This window comes from Orbaceae bacterium lpD02 (assembly GCA_036251875.1).
GTDB lineage: Bacteria > Pseudomonadota > Gammaproteobacteria > Enterobacterales > Orbaceae > Orbus > Orbus sturtevantii.
Genome location: CP133960.1, coordinates 38,295 through 53,516, shown reverse-complemented (window position 1 = coordinate 53,516; position 15,222 = coordinate 38,295). Strand labels below are relative to the sequence as shown.

16 protein-coding genes are annotated in these 15,222 nt (G+C 35.4%); 5 read left to right on the top strand and 11 right to left on the bottom strand.

Features of this window, described 5'->3' with window-relative positions:
- Positions 1-381: 381 nt before the first annotated feature.
- From truC to zapB, 10 genes are all read right to left on the bottom strand, one after another.
- Positions 382-1,092 carry a tRNA pseudouridine(65) synthase TruC gene (gene truC, locus RHO12_00235; GenBank protein WVD66218.1) on the bottom strand — a complete coding sequence of 237 codons (711 nt, stop codon included), beginning with the start codon at positions 1,090-1,092 and terminating at the stop codon, positions 382-384.
- A gap of 6 nt (positions 1,093-1,098) precedes the next feature.
- Positions 1,099-1,917, bottom strand: coding sequence for a pyridoxal phosphatase (locus RHO12_00230; protein ID WVD66217.1), 819 nt, complete (start codon positions 1,915-1,917; stop codon positions 1,099-1,101).
- 51 nt (positions 1,918-1,968) lie between these two features.
- Positions 1,969-2,580 carry a recombination mediator RecR gene (recR, locus tag RHO12_00225; GenBank protein ID WVD66216.1) on the bottom strand — a complete coding sequence of 204 codons (612 nt, stop codon included), beginning with the start codon at positions 2,578-2,580 and terminating at the stop codon, positions 1,969-1,971.
- Positions 2,581-2,693: 113 nt separating this feature from the next.
- On the bottom strand, positions 2,694-3,680 hold the full coding sequence (locus RHO12_00220; protein WVD66215.1) for a hypothetical protein: 987 nt from the start codon (positions 3,678-3,680) through the stop codon (positions 2,694-2,696).
- Between the two features lie 8 nt (positions 3,681-3,688).
- Complete coding sequence (locus tag RHO12_00215) at positions 3,689-4,027, bottom strand: YbaB/EbfC family nucleoid-associated protein (GenBank protein WVD66214.1); 339 nt, start codon at positions 4,025-4,027, stop codon at positions 3,689-3,691.
- 53 nt (positions 4,028-4,080) lie between these two features.
- Positions 4,081-6,060 carry a DNA polymerase III subunit gamma/tau gene (gene dnaX, locus RHO12_00210; protein ID WVD66213.1) on the bottom strand — a complete coding sequence of 660 codons (1,980 nt, stop codon included), beginning with the start codon at positions 6,058-6,060 and terminating at the stop codon, positions 4,081-4,083.
- 124 nt (positions 6,061-6,184) lie between these two features.
- Positions 6,185-6,673 carry an NlpC/P60 family protein gene (locus RHO12_00205; protein ID WVD66212.1) on the bottom strand — a complete coding sequence of 163 codons (489 nt, stop codon included), beginning with the start codon at positions 6,671-6,673 and terminating at the stop codon, positions 6,185-6,187.
- Positions 6,651-8,012, bottom strand: coding sequence for a GTPase/DUF3482 domain-containing protein (locus RHO12_00200; protein ID WVD66211.1), 1,362 nt, complete (start codon positions 8,010-8,012; stop codon positions 6,651-6,653). The genes RHO12_00205 and RHO12_00200 overlap by 23 nt, the downstream gene beginning before the upstream one ends.
- Positions 7,996-9,333, bottom strand: a complete 1,338-nt coding sequence (locus RHO12_00195; protein WVD66210.1) for a DUF2868 domain-containing protein — start codon at positions 9,331-9,333, stop codon at positions 7,996-7,998. The genes RHO12_00200 and RHO12_00195 overlap by 17 nt, the downstream gene beginning before the upstream one ends.
- A 196-nt stretch (positions 9,334-9,529) precedes the next feature.
- Positions 9,530-9,775, bottom strand: coding sequence for a cell division protein ZapB (zapB, locus tag RHO12_00190; GenBank protein ID WVD66209.1), 246 nt, complete (start codon positions 9,773-9,775; stop codon positions 9,530-9,532).
- 98 nt (positions 9,776-9,873) lie between these two features.
- On the opposite strand from zapB, the gene tpiA reads away from it, so the two are divergent.
- A complete protein-coding gene (gene tpiA / locus RHO12_00185) occupies positions 9,874-10,638 on the top strand; it encodes a triose-phosphate isomerase (protein ID WVD66208.1) in 765 nt (254 codons plus the stop codon).
- 141 nt (positions 10,639-10,779) lie between these two features.
- Here tpiA and RHO12_00180 read toward each other — a convergent pair whose 3' ends face one another.
- Positions 10,780-10,995, bottom strand: coding sequence for a helix-turn-helix domain-containing protein (locus RHO12_00180; GenBank protein ID WVD66207.1), 216 nt, complete (start codon positions 10,993-10,995; stop codon positions 10,780-10,782).
- A 191-nt stretch (positions 10,996-11,186) separates the two neighbouring features.
- Here RHO12_00180 and RHO12_00175 point away from each other — a divergent pair, with 191 nt between their 5' ends.
- From RHO12_00175 to purB, 4 genes are all read left to right on the top strand, one after another.
- Entirely contained in the window at positions 11,187-11,879 is a 693-nt protein-coding gene (locus RHO12_00175; protein ID WVD66206.1) for an XRE family transcriptional regulator, read from the top strand.
- 135 nt (positions 11,880-12,014) lie between these two features.
- Entirely contained in the window at positions 12,015-13,133 is a 1,119-nt protein-coding gene (mnmA, locus tag RHO12_00170) for a tRNA 2-thiouridine(34) synthase MnmA (GenBank protein WVD66205.1), read from the top strand.
- 20 nt (positions 13,134-13,153) lie between these two features.
- Positions 13,154-13,798, top strand: a complete 645-nt coding sequence (gene hflD, locus RHO12_00165) for a high frequency lysogenization protein HflD (protein WVD66204.1) — start codon at positions 13,154-13,156, stop codon at positions 13,796-13,798.
- A 51-nt stretch (positions 13,799-13,849) separates the two neighbouring features.
- Entirely contained in the window at positions 13,850-15,217 is a 1,368-nt protein-coding gene (gene purB / locus RHO12_00160; GenBank protein ID WVD67408.1) for an adenylosuccinate lyase, read from the top strand.
- The last annotated feature ends 5 nt before the right edge of the window (positions 15,218-15,222 follow it).

Sequence of the window (15,222 nt, the reverse complement as noted above, 5' to 3'; positions counted from 1 at the left end):
TGGTGGTGAATTAAACCTCTTAAATGAGGTAAATAATAATGCATCACTAGGTGTAATAGCTAAAATTAAAACAATAGGGGAAGTATAAAAAAAATATACTTTCCCCTAGGACAACAAAGAATCTAAAAAAACTATCTTTCTCTTAATGTAGAAAGAATTCAAAAATATCATTCCCTTTTCAAATTTGATGCCAGGGTAATCCTCCCGTTTTTAATGGAAGCTAGGCGTAGAATTTTGCAGTTGTATTAATTTTAGGGGATTACCACAGCAAATTTGTGGCACTTTGTACCCTTGTTCATAAGGTAATGTATTCAATTTATGGACAGTTTTTTATTTGCTTTCATAATCGAACATACGCTTAGCTAATACAATAAACTAAATTTAGTTAGTAAATACAGACAATATAGCTAACCAATCATCATCAAATTTAGCGTTAACAACTACATTTTTTTGATTAATTGGATGGGTAAATGCTAGCGAACTTGCATGTAACATTAATCGTTTAATATTAAAATATTGTGCAAACGCACGATTTTGGTGTAAATCGCCATGTCTGCTGTCACCAATAATAGGATGAAAAATATGACTCATATGCCGTCGAAGCTGGTGCTTACGTCCGGTTTGTGGGCTAAGTTCAATGAAGCTATAGCGAGCAGTTAAATATTTGCCGACCGCAACTGGGATTTCAACGCAACTAATTGGTGTATAGTCGGTGATGGCTTCTTGTACGGCCTTGTCTTTATTGGTAAATTTATCCGCTATTTTATCTAACTCTTCAATGAGTGGGTAATCAATATGGCCAGGCTTGTCAATAATGCCCCGTACAATTGCATGGTAGATTTTTTCAGGTTGACGCGCGGCAAATTGTAGTGATAGTAATTTAGCAATTTCGCTTGATAAGGCGAACAATAAAACACCTGAAGTTGGTCTGTCCAAACGGTGCACAGGAAAAACATGTTTGCCAATTTGGTCACGCAGTGTTTGCATCACGACGACTTTCTCATTTTTATCTAACCAACTGCGATGGACAAGCCAACCAGATGGCTTATTTATTGCAATTAAATGTTCATCTTGATATAAGATTTCAAACATAGCTAATTATAATAAAAAAAGACGTGTTAACTCGTCAGCAATACTTGGATTATTATTATCGCCAATGACCCGATCAGCATGAGCCTTGATTGCATCATCAGCATTGCCCATTGCAACGCCAAGACCTGCATTTTTAAGCATACTTAAATCGTTATAGCTATCGCCAAACGCAACTATCTCAGATAAAGCAATATTTTCAAATTTGGCCCAATTAGCAAGGCCGTTTCCTTTGTTATTACCCTTTAAGGCGACGTCAGCGCGGTTTGCCCAAGACCACTCACACTCGTAGTCACCAAGATTATCAACGACTTTTGAGAATGCTTGTAATGCAGGTATATCATGCGAGCTAGTTGCAAATTTGAAGACTTCTTTGCTCTGCTCAATAACATCAATAAAGCTATCAACTTTAATAATTTTAGGCTGTAAAAATTCTGGTAACGAGCTTACCCATTTAAATAGCCCTTCTAGGTGATCATCGAGCACTTCATAAGTCATATATTGATCAGTATAAAGTAAAGTATGAATTTTATGTTGATTAACTAAATTAAGTAATAGCTTCGATTGGCGCTTAGATAGTGGATAAGAATTAAAGTAGGCTTGCTTAGCAAAATCGTAAAGATATGTTCCATTACAGCAAATTATAGGCGTATCAAGTTGTAACTGATAATAATAAGGATAGACAACACTATGATGGCGACCCGTAACTAAAATAACTTTAATGCCCTTTTGCTTTATCTTTTCAATTGTCGCAATCGTCTCTGGTAAAATTTGTCTTTGATTGTTTAATAGTGTTCCATCCATATCAAAAGCAACAGCTTTATACATGATAGTATCCTCATAGTTTTAGTCATTAAACATTCTTAGCTGAATGTAAATTTAAGGGTAAATATCGATTTTTTGCCGTCCCAAAAACGAATGGGACAACGTGGTCCCATCAACGGTTTCAAGTTCTCCTCCAACAGGAACGCCATGAGCTATACGTGTTGCGACAATACCTAATTTATTACATATTTGAGCAATATAATTGGCGGTCGCTTCACCTTCAACCGTAGGATTAGTTGCTAAAATAACCTCAGTAATAGCTTCCTGCTGTAATCGAATACTGAGCTTATCTAGCCCGATATCATTTGGCCCAATACCATCTAATGGTGAAAGATGTCCTAGCAAGACAAAGTAACGACCACTATATTGCCCCGTTTGTTCTATCGCTACAATGTCTGACGGCGTCTCAACTACACATAATTGACCACTTTGCTGGCGGCGTATATTGGCACAAATAGCGCACTGTTCTTGCTCAGTAAAGGTTCGACAATCTTGACAGTGACCAATATTAATCATCGCCTCATGAAGAATATGAGCAAGATCAATACCGCCTTTACGATTACGTTGTAAAAGATGAAATGCCATCCGCTGCGCAGATTTAGGACCTACGCCAGGTAGGCAGCGTAATGCTTCGACTAAAGATTGTAATAAAGGACTAATTTGCATCTAACTACCAATGTTCTATTGCTATTTAACGATTTAATATTAACAGCATATATTGACTTGCTGTTAATTGAGTGAATATTGTGTCAATCCCGTAAACGGTGTTATCTACTTTATTAGGCAAAATAACGCCATAATGAAAAGCGAGTAAAATAATACAGCATAATATAACAAACTATTAACCATGCTAGCAAAAATATTATCGATTTAAATATAAATGGTAATACAAAACAAGTGATGATTGATGCACCCACACCAAAGAGCACTATCGTAATTAGACATGCGGTTAATAAGTTTGTAAATGGTAACCAACTATAGGTTTTAATAATAAACTTATGACTAATCTTATATAAAAACAGATAATTAATAAATAACGACGATAGCACAAAATAAAAAATTGTATCGTAATAATCAATGAGCATACTATTAATTTCATCTATGGTGAAGAAGAGACTAAAATAAACATTCCATACAACGGCGTTGGCAACACAGCAAAAAATTGCAGCAAAAATAATAGCATACAATTTTCGATAATCTTCAATGCTCTGTTCACTATTTAACTGCATTGTAGGATCAATCAATTTTCGTGAAGAGATCTGAGTAATACTATCGATTAAAGGGATACTAAAAAATTTTTTAGTTAGCTTGATAAGAAAATATAACATAATGGCTGCCACAACATATGTCCAGACATAAGCAATAATATTGAATATTGGCAAAATAGTTTGATAATTATTACGGCTGCCATAACTTGTATAAACAAATTGAGAATCAATAAAATATGGTAAAAATAGCCTCATAACTAATTGATGCAAGATATAGTCGATAACAACATAAATAATAGCAAAAATAATAGCCAATATAATAACGCGCTTTTTATTTTTTGGGATATAGAAGTAGAGTTTAGTTTGATAAAAAAATAGACTGCTTAATATTAAAATAAAGAAGAAAGACGTTAAATCATTTAGTGCCGTTTTACTAATTATATAGAAAAAATCTTCGCTATTATCAACCGTAGAATTAAGCATTATACAAGTGGTATGCGCGAGCAACACCAAAAAGTAGTAACTCGCGGAGAATAAAACCGGTAAACGATAGAACATTCGCTTACTTAAAATGGCATCTTAAAGCCTGGAGGCAATTGCATACCACCAGTGACTTGAGCCATTTTTTCTTTTTGCGTCTCTTCTAAACGACGACTTGCATCATTATAGGCTGCAGCAATTAAATCTTCTAACATCTCTTTATCATCATCGGTTAATAACGATGGGTCTATCTCTACTCGCCGACAATTATGAGCACCATTAACAGTTACTTTAACCATGCCAGCTCCTGATTCTCCCGTAACTTCCATTTTTGCGATCTCATCTTGCACTTGCTGCATACGGGTCTGCATTTGTTGTGCTTGCTTCATCAAATTGCCTAAACCGCCTTTACCACCAGAAAACATGATTAATTCCTCTTAAAATTGTCATTATATTTTGCAATACTTGTAGAATATTATTATACAGGACGAATACTTTGTTCATCAATTCGTGCTTCAAAAAATTGACAAATCATTGCAATTTTATTGTCTTGTTCAATAAGTTGTTTAGCTTGTGCTAACTTCATTTGGTAAATTTTTTCGCGTACTTCTAAAGGCGTTAATTGTGCCTGATCATCATCAATAACCACCGATAACTCACACTCTTTTCCTCGATAAGATGAGATCAATTGAGCTAATCGTTGAATATTATTATCATTACGTACAAGGTGTGCTAAGGCTGAACGTAAATGTAGTATCAATTTATGGTCATTCACTTGCTCTAAATATGAGTTAATCGCAATTTGCTTAATTAATGGCGGTAACATTAACTTTTCAACTTCGGCGCTCCATGAATCGATTTCTATCGATTGTTCAATTAATTTTTGGGTTAACTCTGCCGACTTCTCATGCTCAAAAGCTTGCTTAACTGTTTTAGCGGCTAAAACCGAATCATTATTAGGCGTAAAATGCTCACTGAACTGCCATTGATAAGTTTCTGCTGTTAACTGAGCGTCTGTTGCGTCATCTGCTACATCTTTTAAAGGGTCTACAGAGTCTTTTTGCTCAGCTGGTAATAATACCTTATTTAAATGTTTGTTATTAGCTATTTTTTCAGGTTGGCTGAGTCCAACCTGTTCAGGCTTTTTTTTTATTTTTTCGCTCTCTATAACTTGTTGCCTTGCAGCAAGAATCGTTTTAGTAACGTCGGAAACACCATCATCAATATTGATTGATGCAGCATTCAATTGAGGAGGGGAAGCGGGTTCTGGCTGTGTCACAGGCTTCACATCTAAGACTGGTGGAGTATCCTTTTGTTGATTTTTCGTGACGGGTAAAACCACCTCATTGGTGTCACTAATCAAAGGCACAACGACTTTTGGAATAAAAGCTAATGCGCGTAAAAAGCTCATTTCGACACCTATTTTTTTATCTGGTGCAAAAGTAAGCTCTTTTCTACCCATTAATAATATTTGATAAAAGAGTTGGATATCATTAGGCGAAACATGTTGAGCTAATTGGCGAATGCGCTCTTCATAATCACTATAATCACCGATTGCAGTAGGCACAATTTGTAATAATGAGATTTGATGCAGCAAAGTTAACGTTTCGGTTAATAAACCATCCCAATCGACGCCTTGTTTTGCTGCATCATCGATATGCTGCATTAGCTGATTGCCGTCACCGCTGTAAAGTGATTCAATTAGACCAAAAGGTACGGCTTTATCGAGAGTTCCAAGCATAATGCTGACTGATTGCTCATCAATTTTACCATTACCTAACGCTATGGCTTGGTCAGTCAAACTTAGTGCATCGCGCATACTACCGTTAGCTGCATTAGCGAGTAATTGGACGGATCGTTCGTCACTATTAATCTGTTCGGCTTTTAATATTTTACTCAGCTGCTGTTTAATCAAGCTACTATCGAGTACGCTAAGGTGTAAATGTAAGCAACGTGATAAAATGGTGACAGGTAGTTTTTGAGGATCGGTCGTTGCGAGTAAAAATTTAACATGTTCAGGTGGCTCTTCTAATGTTTTTAATAAAGCATTAAAACTACTACGAGATAGCATATGTACTTCATCGATAAGATAAACTTTAAATCGACCTTTGGTTGGTAAATACTGAATGTTATCAAGAATCTCGCGAGTATCTTCCACTTTGGTGCGCGAGGCTGCATCAATTTCTAATAAATCAATAAATCGTCCTTGTTCTATATCTTTACAATTATCACACTCACCACAGGGCGTCGCCGTTATACCTTTTTCACAATTAAGACCTTTAGCCAATAAGCGCGCAATCGAGGTTTTACCTACGCCGCGCGTACCCGAAAATAGATAAGCATGATGGACTCTACCTAAAGAAAGGGCATTTGCTAATACTGTTAAAACATGTTGTTGACCAACAACTTCTGTAAATGATTTAGGGCGCCATTTTCTTGCTAAAACTTGATAACTCATGTTTGACTATCACCACAGGCTATAAAATATCGAATTGCTGATCATTATAGCATAAATTTAAATAAGAAATTATTACCTATTTCTCGAGTTAATTTTTATAAATAAATGATACAAGCAAAGAGGACTAATTAACAAAGCGTTTTGCTTGCACGTAATGCTGCTGCCAATATTTTTCATTTAAATTAGAAAATTTTACGCCTTGAGATGTTGATACGTGGAGGAAATTACCATCTTTATAATAAATACCAACATGCATGCCCTTCTCACCTTTACCTGTTTTGAAAAAGACTAAATCACCGGCTTTTAATTCGGAAACAGGTTTTCCACTCTTAAGTTGTTCTGTGGTTACTCGTGGAAGGAATATATTAAGTTTTTGGCGATAAAAATTATGTACAAATGCAGAACAATCAATACCATTGAGAGAATTACCACCATAATGATAGGGTGTCTTATACCAAGTTTGATATTGTTGTTCTATTTTTTTCACTATTAAAAGATCGGAATTATCATCTGCATATTGTATTGATGACTGAGAACGACAACCACTAAATAACAAGATGACTAAAACAATAATAGAAATTTTTAATTTATTATTCCAATTCTCTCGCAACATTTGATAATACCTCTTGGCGGTTTGCGTCATCTTTTTTTAGCTTATAACGACCAATTGTAGACCAGCTTGGATGAACTCTCGTCACTTGTAACGATTTTGGTAATTTACCTTTCTTCCATGTACCTTCATCCAGTTTAGCTAAAATAATCGGCATGTTATTAGCGTGTCCACGCAAATTTAAGCTCTCTTTCAATTGTAAAAGCCGTAACGATAAAAAACAAATGATAGCATCATCAATGGTCATTTTAGTATGGCCTGACAATTTATTTCTGATTCGATTACCATAGTGCTTTGCAGTTTGTGCAAGGCCACCAATTGTAGCACCAATTAATGCTGCTGAGCCAAGAGTGATCCCACCTACAGCCAAATCTACACCTGCACCTATAACCGCCCCTGAAAGCATGCCTTTGCTTAAATGAATACCCATTAGCTTTAATGCTTCCCTATTAAATAAATCGCTCTCAAAGCGACCGCGCAAAATAGGAAGGTTCTCGCTGCTCTGCTGGGCAATCGAAAATTGGTATAGCGACAACAACTCTGTAATTGCTTGTTGCTCTCTTTTCCGTACATTATCCTGCATTATTTTAATCATATCTTCGACATTGTCTTTAGCTAGTTCACTATAAGCTGCTACATCAATAAGCGCATCGGCTATAGCCAAACTGGCTCGATGATTTCGATTCAGTCGTTGTTGCTTAATTTTTTCTTGCCACCCATTAAGAATATTTTTTGCTGGTTCAAGCAATAATAGTAAACTTTGATAAAGACGATATTCACCGTCAAGCGAAGGAAATACCGCATCAAATCTTACGATGGTATGTATACCTATTCGCGATAATAATTTTTTCCACTCTATTTCATAAGGTGAAGATGAGGCTGTGTAATTAAAAACGGCTAAAATCGGTTTGTCACTATAAGCTAGTACAGCTAGTTCATCATGATATTTATCTAAAATAGGCTCTCTTATATCCACAACATAAATCGCGGCATCGCTTTTCAATAACTGACGGATAACTTTTGCTTCTTGCTCGAATCGATGCTCTGACTCGGGGCTGGATAAAAATTGATTGAGTTTATCAATCCCATCGGCTTTAGTGTAATCTCTATTTAATCGACTGATATAGTCATACAAAGCAATGCTATCTTCAAGACCTGGCGTATCATAAAAAACAATTTTATCGTTATTACTTAAGGAAAATGTTATTGCTTCAACATGCCTTGTGCTGCCTGGCTTATCAGAAATAGTCCCAAATTGGCTATCCTGTGTTAATGTCCGCAATAGTGACGTTTTCCCCACGTTGGCATGACCAACAATAGCTAAATTAATTTCGTTTAGCATTATCACCCTCGTCAAGTAGCCATGATGTATCGGCTAGTACTATTTTTAATTTACTTAAGCTCTCTTGCCAATTATTGAGTTGTCGGCCTTGGTTAATAAACCATATTCGGCAATCAGCTGCTTTTACCGCCAATAATTGAATTAAGTTTATTATACCTCGATCTGGCGAACGATCGGTGTCAATTGCTATAAGCAATTTATTAGCAGGATGCTGTTGCAAAAAATCAAGCACTGCTTTTCGTTGTTCATTGCTATTTAAAAAACCTAAAAAATTAATATGATTAGGAGGTGACCAATTTGGTTCAATATCTATCGCGACGAGTGCTGTATTCGCTGATGTTTTAACAATTTGTTTATTTTGATCACATAGTAAAGTATCGCTACTGCCATCTTGATCGACAATATATTTAATTGGCGCAATATCTAACTCGTTAATTAATAGCTGATATTGTGGGTATTGAATGCTTAAACTAATATTTTGACAACCGAATCGCCACTTCATTCCACAAAAAATAAATAATATCAAACGAATGGCAACACCATAGACAATAAAAATACCTAACAACCAAACTGCCCATGCGGATCTAATTTCACCATTAACCATGGCCTGTTCGCTCGCTCTAATCGTGTCATTGTCTGGTAATGAAAAACCTAACATTGTCGGAAGCTCGCCTAAAAAATGAGTGATAGTGATAACTGCATCGGCACTAAGTAAAGTCGTTTGCCATTCAAAACTATAATTTTTAGTTGATAGTAATGCCACTAATACAATAAGTGCTGAAAATAAAATTACACTCCATAATAAATTCACAATTAAACCTATTAGCCATCTTAACTGCTTATTAAATACGGTAATAAATGCAGGTAAAACTTGGCTCGCAGTGCTTTTTTTAGCGATTTTTTTTGCTAACCAAAGCCAAAGATGGATAAAAAAACTGCCACTCTCGTTCGGTAAAAAAATACAGGATATTAACCATAAGCACAATGTCACAAAATGAAAACCGAGCAAGCAGAGTAGTGCCCAATATAAATTAACCGGATTGTTAGCTAATGCACTAAAGGCAAGACCTGCACCTGTAAATAAAGCAATTATAAATAAAATAAAGAAAGATAATTTAGCTGAATGTAACCACTCTTGCTGGCTTTTTTTTAGACCATGTTGCTCGCTAAGAATATCTGCTCGCTTGATAATACGGGCGGATATATCGCCTTTTATTGATCTAGCTTGACGATTTGCTTCATCATCATCAAAACGTGCTCCATCTTTTTCGATTAAACGCACGGTTTCAGTTAGCCATAATGATTTTAAGTATTGATTCATTGCTTCTCTTTTATTTTCCTATCATAAGAATAATAGCCATTTATATAGGGTATTATTCTTATGCTAATTTATCGATTTACATCAATCCGCTTATGTAAGCTTACTTTACTATCCTAATAGTAACATTTTTTTAATGATTTACACTAAAAAAGGGCTATAAAAGCCCTTTCAATTTATTGATTAATATGATTAATGCTTATTGAGAAATCCCACCAATTTTATTTAATAAGGAACTAATGCGTTCTTGCCATACCGCTTGTTCCTGTTTCAATTCCTCATTTTGCTTACGCAAACTTTGTACTTCATCTGATTCTTCAGTAATTAAAAGTTCTAATTCTTGATTCTTTTGTTGTAATGCATTGATTTCTTGCTGTAATAATTGAATAGTATTGACAGTTTGTTGAATTTTTGTTTCTAACTGACTAAGTATTTCTAAAGACATAGTGATCCTCAATGGCAATTATTTGTGTATAATGTTTGACATTATAGCGAATTCAAATCAAATCTACACTCAATTAAACGTAATTATTGGAGAAATTTATGCGTAAACCTCTCGTTATGGGAAACTGGAAGCTTAACGGTAGTAAAACTATGGCTTTAGACTTAGTCACAAGCTTAAAAAAAGAACTTGCTGGTATCGATGGTTGCGATGTAGCAATTGCTCCCCCTGTTGTGTATCTTGATTATGTCCAAAAACTTTTAGCAGATTCTAATATTATGTTAGGCGCACAAAATGTCGATACTCATCTGTCGGGGGCTTACACAGGTGATATTTCCGCTGAAATGCTTAAAGAAATTGGAGCAACTCATATTATTATTGGCCATTCAGAACGTCGAACTTATCATGCAGAGTGTGATAAATTTATTGCACAGAAATTTGCGACCTTAAAAGAAAACGGTTTAGTACCAGTGCTATGTATTGGTGAAAGTGAAGCTGAAAATGAAGCAGGCCAAACACAAGCCGTTTGTGCAAAACAACTTGATGCTGTAATTGATCTACTTGGTGCTAAAGCCTTTAACAATGCAGTTATTGCTTATGAACCAATTTGGGCTATTGGTACAGGTAAATCAGCAACTCCAGCACAAGCGCAAGCTGTACATAAATTTATCCGTGAGCATATTGCAAAAGTTGACGCAGATATAGCGCAGCAAGTTATTATTCAATATGGCGGTTCGGTTAATGATAAAAATGCAGCTGAGTTATTTACTCAACCCGATATTGATGGTGCATTAGTGGGTGGCGCATCATTAAAAGCAGATGCTTTTGCTGTAATTGTTAAAGCCGCAGCTAAAACGAAGAAGTAATCAATAAGAAATAGCTTACTCTACTCTAATAGAGCAAGCTATTTAAAATCAGTCTTGCAGTACGAACTCACACATAAAAGTAAAAAAAAAAGTACTTTAAGATTTAGATAATAATCATAAATTATTCGTAATAATTTATGATTATTTTTTATATCGAGTCGGCCAGATTTTCTCTACAGGGACATTTAAGTACCCAGAAATAATTTTCTCATACTTAGGACAATGACGGTAAAGTGCATTTCTTAATGTATCAGCTTGTAAGCCGTTTGAACGTGATAATTCGCGTAGGCTTCCCCCTCGAATTTTGATCTCCCCCACGACTCTAGAAGGTAGCCAATCTTGATCTTGTACTCTCATTATGAGATCCTCTTATATAGATATAGTTAAGATTATCGGTATAATACCAATTTAACGCTGTTTAGCATTAATTTGTGCACAAAGAATACCACACAAAAAAACGAATTCAAACAAAAAAGTGCATTTTTATCTAAAAAAAAATATAAATCTGTTTAACCTAAATCTAAATTAATAAAAATACGAAGGTGACAATGAAAAATATAGAAAAAAAACAACTATTAGAAAATACTGGTGTTATTGAGTTTCGTGAGCGATTGTTGCTCGCTCAAGAAGGAATGTCAGGTAATGCATTTGCGAAAAAAGTAGAAATGTCTGAAGCGGTTATTAGAGATTATTTGTCGGGAAAAACCTATCCATCCTTAAATCGTTTAGCGATTATAGCTAAAAAATGTGATGTTCCTATTGCATGGTTAGCAACAGGGCAAGGAGAATGCCGTTTGCTGCCCAGTAAGGGAGTTAAAAGCATTGTTAATATTCCCATTTATCAGCCTAATACAGAGATTGAACATTTTGATGAACTTAACGGAACTAAAAATCAGATAACTAATTTGCTACCATTTGATTTAAATTGCATTAAATCTCACGATTTTCATATCGATGACCTTTTTTTCTACTGGGCAAAAGGTGATTCAATGTCACCAACTATCTCAGATAACGATACATTAATTTTTAACGTAGCTAATGTAGCGCCGTTCGATGGCTATATCTATCTGATTAAATATGGTGACGCACTGATAATCAAGCGTATTCAAAATCATGGGAAATATCTTTTATTATTATCTGACAACGAAAAATACCCTTCTATGCAGATAGATAAATTAAATATAGAGAATGATTTTAAAGTTATAGGTAGAATAATTTGTATCATAAAAGATTTATCCTAATTATTTATTGACACTACTGCTAGGTGGTTATTTTTTTGTTTTCCGCAAAAAATTATTGCTCTCTTATCATTTGTGATAAAATCGCAGTTAACAGCTATTTATCCATGATTTAAATTTAATATGTCGCAGAAAAAAATGAATAACAAAAATATAAAGGTTGTGGTCGGTATGTCTGGTGGCGTTGATTCATCAGTATCAGCTTACTTATTACAACAGCAAGGATACGATGTCGTTGGGTTATTTATGAAGAACTGGGAAGAGGACGATGATGAAGAATATTGTTCCGCCACCACAGATCTTAATGACGCTCAAGCAGTGTGTGATAAATTAGGTATAAAGTTATTAACAATTAATTTTGCTGCAGAATACTGGGACAACGTATTTGAGCATTTTTTAGCAGAATATCAAGCCGGTAGAACTCCCAACCCTGATATATTGTGCAACAAAGAGATCAAGTTTAAGGCTTTTTTACAATACGCAGCAGAAGATTTGGGTGCTGACTATATTGCTACCGGTCATTATGTCCGTAGAAGAGATGAAAATGGTAAAGTTAAATTGCTACGAGGCATAGATAATAATAAGGATCAAAGTTATTTTCTTTATACCTTAAGTGAGCAACAAATTAGCAAAAGCCTTTTTCCCGTTGGTGAATTAGAAAAACCTCAAGTTAGAGAAATCGCGCAAAAACTAGGCTTAGCAACCGCGAGTAAAAAAGATTCAACAGGGATCTGCTTTATTGGTGAACGAAAATTTCGCGATTTTTTGGCTCGGTACCTACCTGCTCAATCGGGATCAATTCGAACGGTAGATGGCAAGATAATTGGCCAACATCAAGGCTTAATGTACCATACGCTAGGCCAACGCAAAGGACTTGGTATTGGAGGACTTAAAAACTCTGACGAAACACCTTGGTATGTAGTTGATAAGAATGTTCAAAAAAATGAACTGATTGTTGCACAGGGGGGAGATCATCCCGCTTTATATTCGGGCGGTTTAATTGCTAGTCAACTTCATTGGGTTGATCGTAAACCTCTTACCCATTCAGTAAAATGTACCGTAAAAACACGCTATCGCCAACAGGATATTGCTTGTGAATTAAAGCCAATTAATGATGATAAAGTTGAAGTGATTTTTGAACACCCGGTATCAGCTATTACACCAGGTCAATCTGCAGTATTTTATCAACAAGAAGTTTGCCTTGGTGGCGGTATTATTGAAGAAAGAATACTCCGCCAATTTGATCAGTATCTATAATGCCAATAGAGAAAATGAATATGGACAATAAATATGATCATATCGCTATCGCGTTAGGCGGTGTTTGCCAAAGTGCAATATTAGTCGCTAATCTGGCTAATACTGGGCAATGCAACCTACCTTTGTATGATATTGCTTTAAAAAGTATATTTAATACCTCGCCACAATCAACAGCTGATGTTTTTGATGGTACCGGTAATATTAAAAATGGCTTACAATTTCTAACCCAATTACTCAATAACAACCCAGAAAAAGTTGAGATAATGCGCTATATATTGGGCTCAATTGGGGTAACAAGTAAATTAATTAAAGATAAATCGGCATTAGCAAAAATTGCTAATCGACTAGAGCGAATTCAATCACTTTATGGCGTCATTAATCATGAAACGCTCGATAACCATCGTAATGAGATTTCCTATCCCTTAGCTGAAATTTATTCAGATATCATTAGCCCTCTAACGTCAAAGATTAGGGTTACGGGCAAAATGGAGTATTTGCAAAACGCCTTAATTCAAGCTAAAGTGCGAGCGGCTTTGTTTGCAAGTGTTAGAGCGGCAATTTTGTGGTATCAAGTTGGAGGTAATCGTTTGCAATTATTATTTTCTCGCAAAAATATAATTAATGCTGCCGATAATATTTTGCAACAGATGCATAATAATAGTTAACCGTTAAATCATTGATGTTACAAAACGTCACGAAAAATATGGAGTAAAATGATGGAATTATCTGCACTTACCGCCCTATCGCCCGTTGATGGTCGTTACGGTGAGAAAACAAAAGAACTAAGAGCAATATTCAGCGAATACGGTTTATTAAAATATCGAGTAGAAGTTGAAGTCAGATGGTTACAAAAATTATCTAACTGCAGAGAAATCATTGAAGTTCCTGCGTTTAACAGCCATGCTAATCAGTTTCTCGATGAAATTATTTTCAATTTTAATGAGCAAGATGCCCTACGCATCAAAGAAATCGAAAAAACCACTAATCATGATGTTAAAGCTGTCGAATATTTTCTTAAAGAAAAAATGACAGGTGATAAAAACCTTGAAGCGGTTTCTGAATTTATTCATTTTGCCTGTACATCAGAAGATATCAATAATTTATCCTACTCATTAATGCTAAAAACGGCCAGAAAACTCATTGTTGTCCCTTATTGGCATAAACTAATTGATGAGCTAAAAACAAAAGCCAAACTTTATCAAGATATTCCACTGTTGTCTCGCACTCATGGGCAACCCGCTACGCCATCAACAATAGGTAAAGAGTTTGCTAATGTTATTTATCGTTTAGAGCGTCAATTAAAACAGCTTCAAGCTGTTGAAATATTAGGTAAAATCAATGGTGCTACAGGTAACTATAATGCACACCTTGTCGCCTACCCTGAGGTTGATTGGAATTTATTTAGTCAAGAGTTTGTCTGCTCATTAGGCTTAACGTGGAACCCATACACGACCCAAATTGAACCTCATGATTATATTGCAGAGTTTTTTGACTGTGTCATTAGATTCAATACCATTCTTATCGATTTTGATCGTGATATTTGGGGTTATATTGCCTTAAATCATTTTAGGCAAAAAACAGTTGAAGGAGAGATCGGCTCGTCAACTATGCCACATAAAGTTAACCCAATTGATTTTGAAAACTCAGAAGGTAATTTAGGACTGGCTAATGCCATGATGCAACACTTAGCTAATAAACTACCTATTTCAAGATGGCAGCGAGATTTAACTGACTCGACAGTGCTGCGCAATTTAGGTGTTGGTTTAGGTTATGCATTAATTGCTTACCAATCAACCTTAAAAGGCTTAAATAAATTAGAGGTAAACCAAGCTAATATTATTGCTGAACTTAATCAGAATTGGGAAGTTCTTGCTGAGCCAATTCAAACCGTTATGCGTCGTTATGGTATTGAAAAACCGTATGAAAAACTCAAAGAGTTAACACGCGGTAAACGAGTTGACCAGCAAGGAATGCAGGCATTTATTGATACTCTTGATTTACCTGCGGATGAAAAAACACGCTTAAAACAGCTTACGCCGGCTAATTATATTGGTTATGCTGCTGAATTAGTAAAAAAAATATAGTCTAA